This is a genomic window from Caldicellulosiruptor sp. DIB 104C (genome assembly GCF_028198085.1).
GTDB lineage: Bacteria > Bacillota > Thermoanaerobacteria > Caldicellulosiruptorales > Caldicellulosiruptoraceae > Caldicellulosiruptor > Caldicellulosiruptor saccharolyticus.
Genome location: NZ_CP116337.1, coordinates 1,857,832 through 1,876,708 on the forward strand (window position 1 = coordinate 1,857,832; position 18,877 = coordinate 1,876,708).

15 protein-coding genes, 1 other RNA gene and 1 pseudogene are annotated in these 18,877 nt (G+C 35.5%); 4 read left to right on the forward strand and 13 right to left on the reverse strand.

All coding sequences use genetic code 11. The features are described from left to right. Window positions 1-80 precede the first annotated feature (80 nt). Entirely contained in the window at window positions 81-1,109 is a 1,029-nt protein-coding gene (locus PGC14_RS09320; protein WP_039766289.1) for a ubiquitin-like domain-containing protein, read from the reverse strand. Between the two features lie 366 nt (window positions 1,110-1,475). Between PGC14_RS09320 and PGC14_RS09325 the strand changes: the two genes are divergently transcribed. Further along, entirely contained in the window at window positions 1,476-2,081 is a 606-nt protein-coding gene (locus tag PGC14_RS09325) for a DedA family protein (RefSeq protein ID WP_011916326.1), read from the forward strand. A 27-nt stretch (window positions 2,082-2,108) separates the two neighbouring features. Here PGC14_RS09325 and PGC14_RS09330 read toward each other — a convergent pair whose 3' ends face one another. After that, window positions 2,109-3,770 (reverse strand): FAD-dependent oxidoreductase, encoded by a 1,662-nt coding sequence (locus PGC14_RS09330; protein WP_011916325.1) that lies wholly within the window; start codon window positions 3,768-3,770, stop codon window positions 2,109-2,111. Between the two features lie 190 nt (window positions 3,771-3,960). Between PGC14_RS09330 and PGC14_RS09335 the strand changes: the two genes are divergently transcribed. After that, window positions 3,961-4,848, forward strand: coding sequence for a hypothetical protein (locus tag PGC14_RS09335; RefSeq protein WP_011916324.1), 888 nt, complete (start codon window positions 3,961-3,963; stop codon window positions 4,846-4,848). Window positions 4,849-4,921: 73 nt separating this feature from the next. Here PGC14_RS09335 and PGC14_RS09340 read toward each other — a convergent pair whose 3' ends face one another. From PGC14_RS09340 to PGC14_RS09385, 10 genes are all read right to left on the reverse strand, one after another. Next, complete coding sequence (locus PGC14_RS09340; RefSeq protein WP_422653026.1) at window positions 4,922-6,589, reverse strand: nucleoside kinase; 1,668 nt, start codon at window positions 6,587-6,589, stop codon at window positions 4,922-4,924. Then, window positions 6,586-8,331, reverse strand: a complete 1,746-nt coding sequence (locus tag PGC14_RS09345; RefSeq protein ID WP_237738239.1) for a GGDEF domain-containing protein — start codon at window positions 8,329-8,331, stop codon at window positions 6,586-6,588. The genes PGC14_RS09340 and PGC14_RS09345 overlap by 4 nt, the downstream gene beginning before the upstream one ends. Before the next feature lie 139 nt (window positions 8,332-8,470). Then, window positions 8,471-8,887 (reverse strand): hypothetical protein, encoded by a 417-nt coding sequence (locus tag PGC14_RS09350; protein WP_011916321.1) that lies wholly within the window; start codon window positions 8,885-8,887, stop codon window positions 8,471-8,473. A 127-nt stretch (window positions 8,888-9,014) separates the two neighbouring features. Then, an RNA gene (ffs, locus tag PGC14_RS09355) (signal recognition particle sRNA large type) lies at window positions 9,015-9,286 on the reverse strand. Window positions 9,287-9,373: 87 nt separating this feature from the next. Next, window positions 9,374-9,661: a hypothetical protein gene (locus tag PGC14_RS09360; RefSeq protein WP_011916320.1), complete on the reverse strand. Its 288-nt coding sequence runs from the start codon at window positions 9,659-9,661 to the stop codon at window positions 9,374-9,376. Between the two features lie 74 nt (window positions 9,662-9,735). After that, window positions 9,736-11,964: a Mur ligase gene (locus PGC14_RS09365; RefSeq protein WP_271628744.1), complete on the reverse strand. Its 2,229-nt coding sequence runs from the start codon at window positions 11,962-11,964 to the stop codon at window positions 9,736-9,738. A gap of 105 nt (window positions 11,965-12,069) precedes the next feature. Continuing rightward, window positions 12,070-12,765, reverse strand: a complete 696-nt coding sequence (locus PGC14_RS09370; protein ID WP_011916318.1) for a GntR family transcriptional regulator — start codon at window positions 12,763-12,765, stop codon at window positions 12,070-12,072. Between the two features lie 32 nt (window positions 12,766-12,797). Then, window positions 12,798-13,805: an isocitrate/isopropylmalate dehydrogenase family protein gene (locus tag PGC14_RS09375; protein WP_011916317.1), complete on the reverse strand. Its 1,008-nt coding sequence runs from the start codon at window positions 13,803-13,805 to the stop codon at window positions 12,798-12,800. 87 nt (window positions 13,806-13,892) lie between these two features. Further along, window positions 13,893-15,824, reverse strand: coding sequence for an aconitate hydratase (locus PGC14_RS09380; RefSeq protein ID WP_011916316.1), 1,932 nt, complete (start codon window positions 15,822-15,824; stop codon window positions 13,893-13,895). A gap of 149 nt (window positions 15,825-15,973) precedes the next feature. Continuing rightward, window positions 15,974-16,414 carry a DUF4830 domain-containing protein gene (locus PGC14_RS09385; protein ID WP_271628745.1) on the reverse strand — a complete coding sequence of 147 codons (441 nt, stop codon included), beginning with the start codon at window positions 16,412-16,414 and terminating at the stop codon, window positions 15,974-15,976. Window positions 16,415-16,623: 209 nt separating this feature from the next. Here PGC14_RS09385 and PGC14_RS09390 point away from each other — a divergent pair, with 209 nt between their 5' ends. Next, the gene (locus PGC14_RS09390; RefSeq protein WP_011916314.1) at window positions 16,624-17,265 is read left to right on the forward strand and encodes an ATP-binding cassette domain-containing protein; all 642 of its coding nucleotides are present in this window, start codon (window positions 16,624-16,626) and stop codon (window positions 17,263-17,265) included. A gap of 11 nt (window positions 17,266-17,276) precedes the next feature. Then, entirely contained in the window at window positions 17,277-18,551 is a 1,275-nt protein-coding gene (locus PGC14_RS09395; protein WP_271628746.1) for a hypothetical protein, read from the forward strand. A gap of 68 nt (window positions 18,552-18,619) precedes the next feature. Here PGC14_RS09395 and PGC14_RS09400 read toward each other — a convergent pair. Then, window positions 18,620-18,877 (reverse strand): annotated as a pseudogene (locus PGC14_RS09400) (2-isopropylmalate synthase); the annotation flags it as partial.

Genomic DNA, 18,877 nt, shown 5'->3' on the forward strand with positions numbered 1-18,877 from the left:
TGAAAATTGATATGTCAGATTTGAACAACAAAAGGCCCCCTTTCTTTGTCAAGGAGGCCAACATATCTTTCACACAATTTTTAGTTTGTAAGTACATAAACCTTTACACGTCGAACCCCAAACTTATAGGCATCTTTCTCAACAAAAAGGTCTATTCTATTTCCTTTTATTGCAGACCCTGTATCAAGAGCTGTTGCAAACCCATAACCCTCAATATAAAGCCTTGTGCCAAGTGGAATCACACGCGGGTCAACAGCAACAACGCCCCGCCGAACTCTGTGCCCTGTTGCTGTTCTGCCATAGTCTGGATGACCTGGACTTTTTCCGGTGTCACTTGGTGTGAGGGAATACGCTGTTGCAATCATAGTGTAGACCTTTTTGTACCTTACAATCTCTCCTCTTGATGTCTTAAACCATCTTATTGCCCCAACTTCAATAATCCTCGGCTTGGGACTTTTTATAATCCTCTGCCCTATTAGCTTTCTCTCTACCTCTTTGCCATCTTCTACAACAATCTTAAACTTCTTTTCTAATATACCATCTTGACCTTGCTGGACAACTTTTTGTTTACCATGGTCCATCCTATAATTCGTCTTTGTTATTGTAGAAAATGGTATATTTTGTTTTTCAACTACTATCTTTTCCTTTACACGGGTAATTTTTATCACCGTGGGCTTGTCAAGAATCTGAGATAGCGGAAGGTTTACTTTGTCCGACTTTCCAAGAGATACACCTGCTTTTTTGATGGCATCTTCAACTGTGCCAGTTGGAATATATACAACCTTTTCCTCATCGTCTACCAAAATTTTTACTTCAAAAGCTCTTTTTATAACGATTTTAGTATTCTCATCAATCTTTGAATCTAAGCTCGGACTTATATAGTCATCTTTTGTAATGGTAATTCCATTTTCCTCTAAAACTTCTTTGACTGTTGATTTAATTGTTTTATAATAAAAAGTTTTGCCATCGATTGTCACACTTACCTCTTTTATTAGTGCCTGTGCTGTCATTGCGCCAAGTAGGATGGACAGGACAAATACAATGACAAAGGCAAGGACGAGTTTCTTCAAATCCCTTGGCTTTGCCACAAGGCACCTTAATTTTTTCATAACCAACCTCCCATAAAGTGGATATTTTTTGTCCTAAACTTCTTTGTTATTTTAATTTAAAAAAATTTTTTTGTCAAATGACCTGAAAAGTCAAGAAATTTTCTTAACTTTCACACCATTTATATTTGAATTTTATACTCTTTGCATACAAGTTATACACAAATTTTATTAAGTTTCACCTAACATTTTTTCTATCAACTGGCCATTGTGTATTTTCTTTATTGCCTAAGCAGGAAGTGGGATATTAATAGCCATATAAAATTTTATTTGTGGATTTCCATAAACTTTTATTTTCTCTGTTTATTTTATGTCAAGAAGACTAAAATAGATATATGAAAAAAGTTTTTTCAAAGAGATGATGTAATTATGATTAGTTTCCTGAAATATCTGGTTGAGAGGTTTGGACTTATTGGAATATTCTTAATTTTGTTCATAGAAGGGCTTGGAATACCATTCCCAACGCAGATAGCTTATCTTGGAGCAGTAGCGCTTATAAACCTTCACAAATACAGTCCTTTTACATTGATTATGGTAATCTCACTTGGAAACCTATGCGGAAATCTTACGATTAATCTTCTTCTTAGAAGTGGCAGAAGTTCTATTATCAATATTTTTGAAAAGATACTTAAAATAAAAAAAGAAACCCTTTTGTCTGTCAACAATTTTTTTGTAAAGTATGGAATCTTTGCCGTGCCAATTGCAAGAATAATTGGTGTGCCGCGCACACCTGTAATTTTTTTGGCTGGAATTAGCAAAATGAATTTTTATGAATATGTCATATCCTCATTCATTGGTGATACAATCTGGGCAACTTTTTATGTATACTTTTACTGGTATGGGTTTAGTCTTTTTAAGTTCTTGTACAAAAAGGATATAAACCTCTTTTGGCTTGCAATTCTTCTTCTGGCTACTATTGTAGTATTAGTGTGGGCAATTGTTCTAAAGATTTTGACAAAAAAGAAAAAGGTGTAGGACCAAAAACCTATTTAAACACCTTTTTTACTCTCCTTCCAGGAGTTCAGGAAGTGTGACATTTAAAATTCCGCCAGAGAGATTACAAACCTTTCTAAATCCATTTTGCTGCAAGATGTTTTGTGCTATATTTGAGCTGACTCCACTGTTACAGTACACAATTATTGGTTTATCTTTGGGAAGTTGATTTATTTTTTGATATATCATCTCAAGCGGGATGTTTATCGCACCTTTTATATGTTTTTTCTGGTACTGCTCAGGCGTTCTCACATCCAATACAACAAAATCCTCACCATTTTTTATCTTTTGAAGAAGTTTTTCCTGTGTACAATTGAACTTTTTTTCATCAAGTAAGTTTGACATAACCATTCCCACATAGTGAATAGGGTCTTTTGCTGACGAAAACGGCGGTGCGTATGCCAAATCAAGCTGAAATAGGTCATCTACAGTCAAACCAGAATAAATAGCTGTGGCCAATACATCAATCCTCTTGTCAACCCCTTTTGTACCTACAATCTGCGCACCTATGATTTTCCGTGAACTTAGCTCTGCCAAGGCTTTTATAGTCATCTTTTCCGCACCAGGATAAGCTGTTGAGATGTGCGGCTTTGTAACATGCCCAATCTCATATTCAATCTCATCCTGCCTTGCCATCTTTTCTGTATACCCTGTCTGGGCAATTGTCAAATCAAACACCTTAAAGATTGAGGTCGCTAAAATTCCGTTAAATCTCAAATTTCCGCCTGTTGCGTTCTCCCCAGCAATTCTTCCCATTTTGTTTGCTGTTGAGCCAAGCGGCACATACATAGTCTTACCATTTAGCTTGAAGTACACAGCTGCACAGTCACCTGCTGCAAAGATATCTTCTATGTTTGTTCTCATATACTCATCAACCTTGATTGCACCATTTTCCAAGAGTTCAATGCCAGAGTCCTTTAAAAACTCTGTATTTGGGCGTACTCCAACAGAAATCAAAACAAAATCGGCAGGGATTTTACTTTTATCGCTCAAAACTGCTTCTTTTACTTTGCCCTCACCTTCAAATCGCAAAACAGAAGAATCATTCCTAATTTGTATTCCCTTTTGCAAAAGGTAGTTTTCAACAAGCCTTGCCATGTCATCGTCAAGGTTTGGCAAAATATTTTTCTGCTTTTCGACAATCAAAACTTCCATACCCAAAAGAGAAAGTGCTTCTGCCATCTCAAGACCTATATACCCACCACCGATTATTAAGGTTTTCTTGGGACTTGTTTTTTCAATATACCCTTTTATCCTGTCCGCATCTTTTACATTCCTGAGCGTGAATATTCCATCAAGGTTTATTCCCTCAATCTTTGGAATGAAAGCCTGAGCACCTGTTGCAATTATAAGTTTGTCAAACCTGTCTTCAAACATATTACCTGTCGAAAGGTCTTTTACAAGAACTGACTTTGTCTTTGTGTCAACCTTCAAGACCTCATGACTTGTTTTTACTTCAACATTGAACTTTTTGAAATACTCAACATCTCTTGGAACAATGCTTTTTCTGTCTTTTATGACTCCTGAGATGTAATACGCAAGAGAACAGCCAGAGTACGAGATGTCTGTGTCTTTGTCATAAACTACAATTTGTGCTTTATCGTCGTTCCGTCTTATCTTCATTGCAGCTGTCATCCCGCCTGCAACAGCCCCAATTACAATATACCTCATTTTTCAAAATGCCCTCCCTTCAAAATCTTAATTTCACTGTTAATATACCCCTTTAAAGCGAAACACAAAACACTTTTAATTGTAAATTCTTGCCTTCAAAATATTTTTACAATTTTGCAACAGAAAACTCCAATTTGTGTGGAATAATATAAAGTGAAAGAAAGCATTCTATAAAAAGAGGTGATAAGTTTTGAGAAAGTTTAAAGTAATTATTGGGATTGTTTTAATTGCAGCTTTAGTGTTGAGTGTAAGCCTTGCGTTTGCAGGAGGAAGCAAAGCGGCAAAACCAACCATTTTAAAAGCTTCCTTGACAAAGCTTTGGTTTGGTAAGCAAGGCAAAGGCTGTGGAGTTGACCTTAACATCAGTAGCACCATTGAGAGCATCTTGGGAATGAAGAAAGAGGACATTCAAAAGCAAATCCAAAGCGGAAAGACATTTTTGGACATTTTGAAAGAAAAAGGGTTGACATTAGAACAGTTTAAGGTAAAGCTTTTAGATGCGCTATATGCTAAAATTGATGAAGCCGTCAAGAGTGGCAAGATAACAACTGACCGCGCAAATCTACTTAAACAAAACATCAAACAAAAACTTGACAGCTGGGACGGGAAAACACCTTTCTTTGGTTTTAAAGACAAGGCTTTTGGCAGAGGATTTTTGGGACTTGACATGATGAGCGATATTGCATCTGTGCTTGGTATGACAAAGGATGAGCTTTTGAACGAGCTAAAAAATGGAAAGACATTGCAGGATATTCTAAAAGCAAAGAATATTTCTGAGCAAGATTTCAAAAACAAGCTCATTGCAATGGAAACAGCGAAGATTGACAAGCTGCTGTCAGATGGAAAAATCACAAAAGATCAGGCTGATAAGATGAAAGAAGCTATCAAGACCAAAATTACAAACTGGGATTTGTCAAAAAGATTTGGATTTAAAGGATTTAGAGGTTTTAAAAAGGGTAGCTGTATGGGTTTTGGCAAGATGCATGGTTTTTGGGGCAAGTTCAGAGGCTTTGGAAGCGGTCAAATTCCTGGCCAGAATAACAGCACAAATAGCTCAGCAACAAATCTTACTTTTTAAGTCAGCATGTTAAATTTTGAAATGAAAACTAATAAAAATGGTCTGGGAGGCTTTGGTCCCAGACCATTTTTTATTAAAAATCATAAAAGCAAGAGCCACCAATAAACTCTCTTATGATTGATTGTGGAGGAATCTCACGTTCATCATCAACAGAGAGTATAAAGCTTAAAAAATGCAAAAGCCGTTGTGCTTCAGAGTATTCCTCATCTTCTTTTGTAATTGTTTTAAGAAGCGGCACTGCATACTTTTTCAAAACAGCAAGTTCATAAATCAGAGCAGAGTTAAACATTGTATCAGCCATCTCTTGGTATGGAAAAATATTTTTTTCTTCGCCATTTCGTACAGATGGCCACATTGAAATTGTCCTTTTTGCAGAGGCACCTCTTGTACGAGCATCTCTGACAATTCGCCTGAGTATCCTATAGTCGGTTGTTTGAATACGGTTGTGTTTGTCAAGGTTCAAATGCGTAAGTGAACTTACATATATCTTAAATTTATTCCTATCATCTATCATTGGTGTAAGCCTACTATTTAATCCATGAATTCCTTCAATTATTATAATATCATTCTCCTCAAGTTTAACTTTTCTTTGAAATGTGCGTTTTCGGTTTATAAAATCAAACTTGGGCAAAACAACTTCTTTGCCCGAAATTAAATCTATCAGTTGTGTATTGAAAAGCTCAATATCAATTGCCTCGATTGATTCATAGTCAGGCTTTCCATTCTCGTCAAGTGGCACCCTATCTTCGTAAAAATAGTCATCAAGACCAATGTAAATTGGATTTTTTCCGTTCACTCTAAGCTGAATTGCAAGCCTATGCGCAAACGTTGTCTTTCCTGATGATGACGGACCAGAAATCAAAACTACTTTAATATCCGGGTTTTTAGAAATCTCATCAGCAATATATGCAATCTTCTTTTCATGAAGAGCCTCTGATACTCTTATAAACTCTCTTATCTTACCACTTGCAATTACTTGGTTAAGCTCACCAACATCTGTTACTTTCAGAATCTTGCCCCAGTTTTTGTATTCATGATACACAGCAAATAGTTTTTTGTTCTCCACAAACTCTTGAAGTTTGAATGGGTTAGACTTGTCAGGGTACAGCAAAACCATTCCGTCTTGGTAGCGAATCAAATCAAAGATTTTAAGATACCCAGTTGATGGTACCATGTGTCCGTAAAAATAATCTACAAAATCGCCACAGTAGTAAATATAGACGTGGTCGTTTTCAGAAAACTTTACTGTCCTTGCTTTATCCAAATACCCCATACTTTCAAAAAGTTTAACTGCTTCCTCTCTTGTAACCTTTTCTCTTCTAAAAGGAATATCTTTTTCTATTATCTCCTGCATCTTTTGCCTGATTAGAAGTATGTCCTCATCAGACAGTTTCCTATTTTCAACCTCACAATATAGTCCTTTTGAAAGTGAATGCTGAACATTCACAGCTTCTTTAAACAGCATCCTTGTTGCCACAATTAAAACAAAAATCAAACTTCTTCTGTAAATCCTCATCCCATCTTCTTGGGTCATGTCAATAAACTTTATCTTGCAGTCTTTTGAAACTACATACTTTAGCTCTTTTATCTCATTGTCAACCTTTGCAGCAATAATTGGAGATTTAAAAAGTATCTGGAACTTAGGTACTAAATCCAGAAGTACAGTACCAACCGGAACTTCCTGATATTGGTTTACATCCACAAAAAATACATTGGCAGTATCTTTTTTCTCCTGCATCATTTACTCTCCCCTTTGTTTTTCAATTTTTCCTCATACATTCGCATATCTGCAATCTTCAAAAGTTCATCCAGGCTTTTCGTATCATCAGGGTACACTGCAACACCACAGCTAACTCTTATCTTTTTGGGAAGCTGTTTTTCCGACTCTTCTTCAATAAGCTTTTTTATGTTTTTTATTCTATCTTCTATATCTTCTTTGCTGCAGTTTTTAAATATCACGGCAAACTCATCTCCACCAAGCCTTGCCGGAACATCAGTCTTTCTGATATTGTCCTTTATAGCCCTTGCTATCATCCTTATTGCCTTGTCACCCATTGAATGCCCATAAAAGTCATTCAGAAGTTTTAAATTGTCCATATCAAAGAAAGCTAAACAAAACTTGCCACCATACCTGTCACACGAAAGTGACTCCATAATTAATTCTTTGATAAAATATCGTCTGTTGTAAAGGCCAGTTAGCTCATCCTCTGCTGACAAGCTTCGTATCTTTTCTATTCTCTCTATTTGAGACAAAAGTGCTTGTGAAAAGTTTTTGAATATCAAAAGCCCATCTATAAGCTCATTGCTGAGCTTGAAATTCTTAATCTTTGTATAACAAATCAAAAGGGCAACAATTTGGTTTTGCCTATAAATTGGAACAACTGCTGCATTTTTGTAAACGCTTGAAATAGAAAAATACTCATCCTCTTCCAACTGGAGAAATTCTTTAAGTCTTGGAATATTAAAAACTTCAATGTCCATTTTTGAATCACTAAAGTATTCACTATTTAACTTTAATATCACTTTTTCTTGAATGTCTTCAACATCATCATCACCTTTTGTTGTTATAAGCTTAAACACATTTTCATGTTGAAGATAGTAAAAGCAGATTTTTGAAAAAACCTTAGAGTATATCTCATACACAAACTCAACAAGTAGATCAAAACTCTTCCTAATGTCAAGCTTTTCTTTCAAAACCTCACTGCTAAACAAAGAAAGCTGGCGTAAAAATCTAAATTGATGTAAGGTAACACTTAAAAATATAGCAATAAAAAGATATAAGAGTGCAAAGTTCTGTAACGCTTCTGTTAAAAGTATTCCATTTCTCTTTGTAATGATCAATATACCTTCACCAAAACCAAATAAAATTAAAAATAGATTCAAACTCTTCAATTGTCTGTAGTTTACGTTTGTAAAAAGCGAAAAAACAGACAGTAAAATCCCTATCATAATTAATATCTCACAAAATGTGTAAAGATGTGTTAATGTCTCTTCTGAGAGCAAAAAGGAACCTTTATAGCCTATGCTTATACTGCCAAAAAACCAAATTCCATACACTGCTACAACAACGTTAATGGCAACAACCCATTTTTCCCAAAGAGACCTAAGCTTATCTTTAAACACTATTGAAAATAACAAAGAATAGATAATTAAAAGTTTAAATAAAGCATTCAAAAAATCAGGACCCTGTACATTTCTAACATTATCTATAATGTCTTTATCTAAACTCAGGACATACAAAAATTTCAATATAGTAAGGCTTAAAAAAGCTTTTCCGAAACTGTAAAGCAAAGTATTCTTTAATTCATTGCCTAAGGTAAGAGATACGGTAAATACTCCACTTATTGCCACAAGTCCTGCAATTTTGAAAGATTTGTAAAGATAAAATTCAGTTAACTCTTTTGACAGATTAAATTGTGCAAATACTAAGGCAGGCATAAAAGTCAAACAGGTTGTAATTGTAAAACTTGTACTCTTTTTCATATCTGATGCCCTCATAAGTATTAATTTTACCTATATATTAATTTATTCCCCTGTTTGCGAGGGATGATTTAATTATACCCCATTTTATCAAAAATTTAAAAGGGAGACTTTTCAAATCTCCCTCTGCTTTTCTCCCTCTTTATAGTTTTTCTTTTTCACAAATGTACATCTGGTGGTTGAGAAGAATATACTCGCAAAGTTCAAACACGCTGTTACCTTCTTTCAGAACATCATATAAAAGCACCTTTTTACCAAACTTCAAAGTCTCAACCCAGTTTCTAAACAGAAAAAGATTCAAAAAATTCTTTTTCATAGCAGTTACATCAACAAAAGCAATCTCAAAGCTATCCATGCAAAAATGAATGTAAACGTTTGGAAAGAGAAGTTTTTTAAGCTTCAAATAGGTCTTTTCATCACCAAAAAAGGAAAATTCTTTGAGTCCCATAAGATGAGTCAAAACTAAGACACTTGAGATAAGATGAGCCTCGCCTATGTAAGGCTTCAGAACTGCTGTCATTTGGGAGGTCAAAAGCTGCTGTCCTTCTACGATTATCATTTGTGGCTTATCCTCCCTTTGTAAGCCTATGCTATATTTTTCTATATTATATTCTATAAATAAGTATGTGTCAATAAAATTATTAACTTTTAGATTAATCTTCCTGGAAAGAGCAAACAATAAATGGCTGTGCAACCAGCTTCGATATAACCCTCCTGGTGAAATAGTAAGCCAGCCAGGCTCCTGTCATGCACCCCTGCGGCACACGCGAAAAACTGCTTACCGTTGCTTCCTTCCGGACCTGGCGGGGTTCACAGCCGTCGCGTTGCGCAGGACACAACCATCCTCGCCCCTGGCTTACCCTCAATGCCAACAGGGTTATACCTCATGCTGGCTATTCGACCCCGCTGTAGCGGATTGCGGGTTACAGGGCACCGCTACCTCCCCATCATAGCACAGCCAAACTTTTATTTAGTTTTTTTATAAAAGCTTTCTCTATAAGTTAAATTATACTCCCAAAATGCATTAAAATCAACCGTCAAAAATTTACTCACCGTTTGCCTGGGTCAGCCACACATGCGCAAGCTCAAGTGCCTTGTACAAGTTGTCTGCTTCACCTTTTTTAACAACCCTCTCTTTTACAGTAAGTTTTGGGTTGTTTATCTGAAGCTCAACAGAAAGTGGTGATGAGATTTTATAACCCTTGTACTCTTCAGTTCCCAAAACTACAAGCACAGCTATAAACTTATCGTTAGGCCGTCCGTAGTGAATGAGATTATTTTTTATCTTGTAAACCTCTCTACCTCTATATTTAAAAATCTCAGGTAGTTTCATGGCAAAATCATCTCCTAACAAGTTTTTTTACAAAATCCCCATAGTGGATATGATACTAAACTTAAAGTCTTATTTCAAGCATTGTTAACAAAATTCTTTTTACGCCTTGCTAAACTTTCCCGTATTTCGAATGTTATATCCTTATTAAGAGGTTCTGGAAGGATAATAAAAACGCCTTCGCCCTTTTTCGCTTTTCTCATGGCCACAGAAATCAGTGCTATAACATCTTCAAAAACCTTTATATCCTTGTAAACAATCCTTTCTCTATCTTCTACAAAATCTATTAAATCCTTTTTAGTACTATCACATACAAATAAAAGCTTACAAATCCCTATCTGCTCAAGATTTTCGATAACAATCTTGACATGTTCCTTTTTTTGAATATCGTCAATTATAACTTTAACCCCATTGATATCAAAGATGTTAAACTTACCAGGGTTTTGATGAGAGTCGTTTTTATACTCAATCAAGAACTTGTAAATGATCTCAGGATCAACACCGAAAAAGTAAAGTGCTGCCACAACTTGCAGGATATTTTCTATTGCAAATTTGAGTTTCCCATCATATGAATACGGAATTTCTTTTATGCTACAAAATTCAAATGTTTCTCTCCCATCAAAGATTATAATTGAATCATCTTCAAGATACACACAAGGTTTTTTCAATTCAATATGAGCCTTCAGGTCAGGATGGTCAAATTTAGCTGAAGTAAATACAATTTGGCACTTTGCTTTGCTACTATAGAGGTATTTAAAAGGGTCGTTTATGTTTAAAATAAGGTATCCATTTTCTTTTATACTTCTTGAAAATAGTATATTTCTTTCTATTTGATTTTCATTTAAGGTATTTGCTATTATTCCTATGCATGGTTCAACCTCTATTTCTTCAATTTGATCTGAGGGATTGAACTCAATCAGTTTTACATCTGAGGTATCAGAAATATTTCTAAGATAAAAATTGTTTATATCAAAGTCTATTGTAGTCTCAACACCGCATCTTTGCAAAATATATCTTATAATCTGGAGAATTGTGCTTTTTCCAAATGTTCCTGAAACAGCAATTATCGGTACAGACGGGTTTGGCATTTTTTCAAAGTATACATCCAGGATTGCGCCATATACATCAACATTGCAGTTTTGACAAAATACCCTCAAATCGGCGTTCGTCTCTATATCTACAATATAACCACCAATTGTTGTATATGGCAAAGAGATATTCTCTGTTACAAAGTCCAAAACTGCAAACTGGTAACCAAATTTTTGTACAACATTGCAAAAGAGCTGCTGATTTGTACATGCTACCTGCTCTGTTACATCCTCTACAATACATCCATTTTTAAAATTTGTGGCCTCTTTTAAATATATACTCATTCCCCTTGGTAAAATGTCATACAGATTAAAACCCTGTTTAAGTATATTCTTCTGAATCTGTTTATTTTGCCTCTCTGCCTCACTTAGAAGCTCTAAAATCTTCTTTTTTCCATCTCCTATAATATAAGGCGATATCCTTTTTATAGCAGCAACCATCCTGCCATTTACAACCAAAACCTTGTAACTGTTTCCCAAGACAAACCTCTCTACCACTACTCTGTTTTCAAAGTTTTTTATTGTATTGAAAGTCTCTATTGCCTGTTGGTTTGTTCTTATATTTATAAAATTTGGTGAATTCTTACAACAACCTTTTATTGAAAGAGGAAAACCAAGTTCTTTTACTGCTTGCACAAGCTCATTTTGTGTAAATACAACTCTGAACATTGGAACCGGAAAACCATTTGCCTGCAAGACTCTCTTTTGCAGCTCTCTGTCAAAAGACAAACTCAATTGAGCAAAGTCATGATCACTCAAAAGACCTGAAAAAACCTTCGCCCACTTCCCTTCACCCAATACACATGTGTCTGTATAACCAATCCTTGTAAATCTTATACCTCTTTTCTGGCATGCATTTTTCAAAAGCCTTGTATTAGGACTCAGCTCTGTCTCAATTGTGAGCTTTTTCAGTTTCAAGATCTTATCCTGACAATCCTCAATTTTTAAATTATTGTTCACAGCTTCAACAGCAAGTTCTATTACTTGAGAAATTACCTTTGGATTGTCATGCTCAATAAGCACTTTTATCTTGTCTACCTCTTTTATACAGTCATAAAACTCAATCAGGTTATACCCAATCAAATTTTGAATCTGGATACAATAGGTTGCAAACTTCTGTGCCTTTTCAATATCGCATTTGACATCTACCACAGCCACTTTTTTGTCAGAATAGATATTCTTATTGTTGTAAACCTTTATATTTTCTATCTTCATCATAGGTTTTAAAAATCTTTTCTCCTTTTTTACATTAATTTCTATATTCAGTATTTTTCCCTCTTCAGAAGAGGATGATACCTCAAAAAAAATAGCAGGGAAGAGTCCCTACTTCCCTGCCACAGTCTTTTCTTCCATCTTTTTCTGTTCAATCAGGTTTTTGGCTGCGTTCTTTACATGAAGCTTCATATACTCCTCAGCCTTGTCAGGGTCTTTATTTACAATTGCCTCAAATATGAGCTTGTGCTCTTCCATAGCCTCTTCAAGCCTACCGGGTGTTTCAAATGACGTTGCTCTTGCTCTTATAATATAGCTATGAAATGTTGACAAAACATGCTCGAGCGGTTTGCTTTTAGAGGCCTTGTAAATAAGCTGATGAAACTGTGAGTCTGTTTTCATCACCTTTGGAATATCTTTTTTTCTTGTATAAAGCTCCATAAGCGTAATTATCTCTGTCAGCTCATCTTCTTCGTCTTTTGTAATCTTCTGGGCCGCCCAGCGTGCAGCAAGTCCATCTAAAAGCATCCTTATTGTGTATATGTCCTCTATGTCTTGAGCAGTAACACCAGCAACAAACGCACCTTTGTGAGGTATAGAATACACAAGCCCTTCAAGCTCAAGCTGGCGCAGGGCCTCTCTTATAGGTGTTCGTGAAACACCAAGCTCTTCTGCAAGTTTTACCTCAACAAGAGGGTCGCCCGGTTTTAAAATACCCATTAAAATCCTTTCTTTGATGATCTCAAATATTTTTTCATAAAGTGGTGAATATCTACTTTCCCTCTCATCTGAATGATTGTAAACCATCCAAAATCACCTTCATAAAAGAATTTAATTTTTTATAGTCTTTCCATCTCACGAATAACAGCATCAGCAAACTCTTTTGTACCAGTTGAACCGCCAAGGTCATATGTAACCTCTTTCCCTTCTTTTATAACTTTAGCCACTGCCTTTTCAACTCTGTCAGCAGCTTCAAGCTCGCCTAAGTACCTCAGCATCATAACACCAGAGAGGATTGTTGCGGTCGGGTTTGCCATGTTCTGTCCTGCTCTTTTTGGGGCAGAACCATGAATTGGCTCAAACACTGCCCCATCCTCTCCAATGTTAGCACCTGGTGCTATCCCTAAGCCCCCTACCAAGCCTGCTGCCAAGTCAGAAAGAATGTCACCATACATGTTTGGCATAACTAAAACATCATAGTTTTCTGGACTTTGAACAAGTTTCATGCTCATCGCATCGACAATCATGTCTTCAAACTCTATATCAGGATAGTCTTGAGCTACCTTTCTTGCTACATCCAAAAATAGGCCATCTGTGAGCTTTTGGATGTTTGCCTTGTGAACAGCTGTAACTTTTCTCCTTCTTTCTCTTCTTGCAAGCTCAAAAGCATACCTTACAATCCTCTCGCTTGCCTTTCTTGTTATTATTTTAACACCAACTGCTGCATCATCGCCTGCCATGTACTCAATGCCTGCATAAAGGTCTTCTGTGTTCTCTCTGACAATTATTAAATCTACATTGGTATACCTTGCTGGAACACCTTCATAAGACTTCACTGGTCTTACATTTGCATAAAGATTTAGAGCTTGACGAAGAGCAACATTTACACTTCTAAAGCCTGTCCCAACAGGTGTTGTAATTGGCCCTTTTAATGCAACCTTATTTTTCTTTATACTCTCAAGGACATAGTCTGGAAGTGGTGTGCCATGCTCTTGCATAACCTTTTCACCTGCTTCAACAACTTCCCATTCAATTTTCACACCAGATGCATTCAAAACTCTTCTTGCAGCATCTGTCACTTCAGGCCCTATTCCATCGCCAGGTATAAGAGTAATTGTATAGCTCATTATGTCATCCTCCTCAAAGCAAATTTTTAATTATATAGAGGGGACTTTGTATCCCCTCTTCTTAAAAATTACTATTTACTATACTTTTTAGTTCATCCCTTTTGCCTTTGTCAGGTTCAAAAGACCTCCATGTAAAATCATCTGACGTTGTCTTTCTGTGAGATTCAAAACCATTCTATACTTCAAGCCCTTTGTGACATTTTCTATTATCAGCACATCACTCTTCTCAATCTGATCTCTTGCATTTTCAATTTTTAGCTCATCCATCTCTTCAATTGTATCATAATCGTTCGGATTTTCAAACACCATAGGAATAATTCCGTTGTTAATTAAATTTGCCATGTGAATTCGTGCAAAGCTCTTTGCTAAAACCCCTTTAATTCCTAAATAAAGCGGAACAAGTGCTGCATGCTCTCTTGAGGAGCCCTGACCGTAGTTTACTCCACCAACAATAAAACCGCCACCATTTTCGCGCGCTTTCTTTGGAAAATCCGGGTCACATGGTGTCAAACAGTAGTCAGACAAATATGGGATGTTTGACCTGTATGGCAAAAGCTTTGCGTTAGACGGCATAATATGGTCTGTTGTAATATTGTCACCAAGCTTTACCAAAACTTTGCCAACTACTACCTCTGGTAGTGGCTTTCCTTGTGGGAATGGCTTTATATTTGGTCCTCGTATAACCTCAACTTCATCTGGATTTTCAGCAGGTGGTACTATCAAGTTGTCATTTATAAGAAAGCTTTTTGGCATCTCAACCTGAGGTTCATCGCCCAAGGTCCTTGGATCTGTGATGTAGCCTGTTATAGCTGATGCTGCAGCAGTCTCAGGTGATACAAGATAAACCTTTGCAGAAGGTGTTCCGCTTCGACCTTCAAAGTTTCTGTTAAATGTTCTGAGTGAAATTCCATTTGTCCTTGGTGCTTGACCCATACCAATACATGGACCACACGCACACTCTAAAATCCTCGCCCCAGCTGAAACCAAAGACGCTAAAGCTCCATTTTGTGAAAGCATGCTCAAAACCTGTTTTGAACCTGGTGATATAACAAGTGATACATGCTCAGCAATTGTCTTTCCTTCTAAAATCTTTGCAACCTTCATAAGATCTTTGTACGATGAGTTTGTACAACTTCCAATTGCAACCTGGTCAACCTTTATACCTTTTAGCTCACTCACAGGCACAACATTGTCAGGGCTGTGTGGACATGCTGCGAGCGGCACCAAGCTTGACAAATCTATCTCAATCTCCTCATCATATACAGCGTCAGGGTCTGGTAAAATTTCAACAAAGTCTTTTTCGCGACCTTGAGCTTTCAAAAACTCATATGTTATTTCATCAGATGGAAAGATTGATGTTGTTGCACCAAGCTCTGCACCCATGTTGGTGATTGTTGCTCTCTCCGGAATTGACAAAGTTTTTACACCTTCACCTGTGTATTCAAAAATCTTGCCAACTCCGCCTTTGACAGTAAGCCTGCAAAGAAGCTCTAAGATGATGTCCTTTGCGGAAACCCAAGGCTGAAGTCTTCCTTTTAGATTCACTTTTACAATCTTTGGCATAATAAAATAGTACTCGCCACCACCCATTGCAACCGCAACATCCAAGCCGCCTGCCCCAATTGCAAGCATACCTATTCCGCCAGCTGTTGGTGTATGGCTATCCGAGCCCAAAAGAGTTTGACCTGGTACCGCAAATCGTTCTAAATGAACTTGATGGCAGATTCCATTTCCAGGTTTTGAGAAGTAAATTCCATACTTTTTAGCAACCGTCTGTATGTATAGATGATCATCTGCATTCTCTGGACCTGTTTGAAGTGTGTTGTGGTCAATGTATGCAACAGACCTTTTTGTTTTTACTCTGTCAATTCCCATTGCTTCAAATTGAAGGTATGCCATTGTACCTGTTGAGTCTTGTGTTAAGGTCTGGTCAATTCTGATAGCTATCTCTTTTCCGGGTATCATTTCACCTTTGACTAAATGCTCTTTTATAATCTTCTGAGCAACACTCAAACCCATTGTGTTTTAAAACCTCCTGCCAACTTGATTTTGTTTTGGGATACCCTATATATTATATCATCAAAGTATACTTGTATACAAGATGAAAACAAAGTACCATATTAACTTTTCTGCTCGAACGGTTTTTATTATTGAACCCTATCCCAATTCTATTGGTTTATACCAAATGTTGTTCTCAAAAGAGTAACGTACTCTTCGCCTTTAGTTTTGTCAAGAAAGCTGCCAATTATTTTACTGCCGTCTATACACAAAATATAAGTGCCTGCGTCTTTTCCATCTTTTTCGACACAATAACCGAAAATAGTTAAAGTTTTCCTTTTATACGCCTCAAGCTCAAATACTTTAATTAACCTTTTTATTTTAGAATGCCTTTCAAATTGAGAAAGATTTTTGGGCAAAACAATTTTATATTCAAATCCACTATTCACCTCTATAGCATAACCTTTTTTCTTGACAAAATCTGCTGCAATTTCAGCAGTGTCTCTGCTATTTTTGTTACTTTTCCAAATTCCACATTCTAAAACTATAATAAGTACAATTCCAATCAACATTATACAACTTAAACTAATCCACACCTTTGACCTTTTCATTTTCCATCACTCCAAAAATCTATAATTTTCTTTACATTATCACAAGAGTTATTATTTGTCAATATTATCATTGTAATATTTTGAAACATTTGCACTCCTTAAGTGAAAAATATTTGATAATTGTATCTTTGTTTGGTATAATATAGAAGAAATTAAATAACAGAATTGGTTAAATACATAGATTTTTTGCTTTGAAGAAGGCTGAAAAAATGGAAAAAAGGATGCTATATAAATCTTTTAATCTGACAAAATCTTTTGGAAAAAAGGTTGTATTTGAAAGGTTGTCTTTTGAGATATTTGAAGGTGAGTGTGTATTGATTGAAGGGCCAAATGGAACTGGAAAGACAACCCTGTTAAATATACTATCAAAATTTGATATAGACTACCAAGGAGAAGTACTTTTCAGAGGAGTTGACCTTAAAAAAGAGAATTTAAAGGATTTGCCGATTTCTTTTTTACCAGATGAACCTATTTACTATGAAGCACTTACAGTAAAAGAGCATATGAAGCTGGTTGCAATAACGTATGGATATTCAAAAAAAGAAGCACAGTCACTTATTGATTCTATCTCTGTCGTTTTAGATTTAAAAGACTATCACAACTTCTTTCCATCTTGGCTCTCTAAAGGAACTAAACAGAAGTTTATGATAGCTCTAAGTCTTTTGAAAAGATTTGATGTTTACATTGCAGATGAGCCTTTCGCTAATTTAGACTCAAAAACCATTTTGACATTTTGTGAGATATTAGAAACACTAAAAAAATGTGGGAAAACTATTATTTTGACATCGCATCAAAAAAATGAGTATTTGGAAAAATTTGTTGACAGAAACATTATTTTAGCGAAAGGATGAAACCTAAAAAGATGATATTTACAATACTCAAAGCAGAAGTAAGGGATACTTTTCAGCTATATAAAAAGTTTATGAAAAATTATCTTCCTGCGGGACTTGGAGCAATCTTTATACTTGCAGCATTGCCACTCGTGTTGCCTTCTACAGATTTATATGTTTTAATTCTTGCATTTGAAAAATTTCTTATAATTTTAAAGTCAAATGCCATTTTGCAAATGCTTGTTTTGGTAGCTTTCTTTTTCTTAAAAACTTTGACGTCTAAAATAAGTACACTCTGTCCTCAAACTCCAAGTATCAAAATCTTTTATTATTCTACAAACTGGCTTTTGTTTAGAGTATTACTGTCAGTGATATATAAGATAATTAAATTGGCTCTTTTTTACTTTATTGTATATTTCTTTACTCTCTATTTCTTTGACTTTTTCACAAATAAAGAGATGATTGTTTTTCTATGCAGTTTCACAAAAAGATTCTTTTTTGCTTCAATTTGTGCTGAGTTTATAATATTCTTTAAATCATTTTATATTAGTAAAAATAGGAAAAGCATTAAATTTTTATTTGTCATTATAACCATATTAGGTTTCATACATAGGCTTGAGTGGTTAGTAGCAGTTTTATTTGTACCTCTGATATTTTTGCATCAACATTGGGATTGCAAAAAAATTACAGAGTTAGGCGCTATCATGTATAAAATTAAAGTCGGATTTGCAAATGGCAATTTTAATTATTTAACTGATTATAGCTGGAGACTTTATAGCTTAATCACCCCAAGTTTGCAAAAAAGCTTTGAAGTGTATATGCCAAAGATATTTGCTTCAATATATAAAGATTTAATCATTATCAAAAGAACATCTCTTTCGCAGGTAATAATGGCATTAATTATTGCTGTGTTTTTTGGTTTTGCTTATAGATATTTTGGACAGTATAGAGAAATAATTTTCCTACTTCTGCAGATTTTTGTAATCTTTTTTATAAAATTTTTGCCTGCAAACCAGTACGATTTAAAAAAAGATGTTTTTTATTTTAAAAATCTACCATCTTATAAATTCATAACTCCTTTGCTTGTATGCATTTTTTCTTTTTTATTGTACTTTCTTTTTGTGATTGTGTCTGGTAGTTTACAATACAAATTAATTCTTTTACTGTTCGTCTTGCTTTTAACAAACTACCTCGCCCTTTTGTCAGTAAGTCATAAAAGCAAATTTAATCTTTCATCAGTTGCTGAGTTAGGAGTTTATATATTTCAGTTTAAGATTATCGAGATGTTTTTTACTCCCATCCTGTAATTTTATATAAAAAGCTGGCAGTTTAATGCTGCCAGCTTTTACATTCTTAACATCTATAAGCCTATTAATCACTTCACCCTACTCTCATGCATCTTAAATAACTCTGGCATGACCTCACGTACTACCATTTCAAGCTCGTCATCACCAATAACAGTTGTTCTACCGTTTTCGTACTCTTTGTCAACCCACTCTTTTATTTTAGCCACTCGTGGGTCACGCTTGTCAATCCTCTGGTCGCCCTCAAGCCTAAAGTAAGTGTTAATCCATGCTGCAATACCAGCAAGACCTGAGTGTGCGTCAACTGCAATGACAATTGGCCTGTTTAA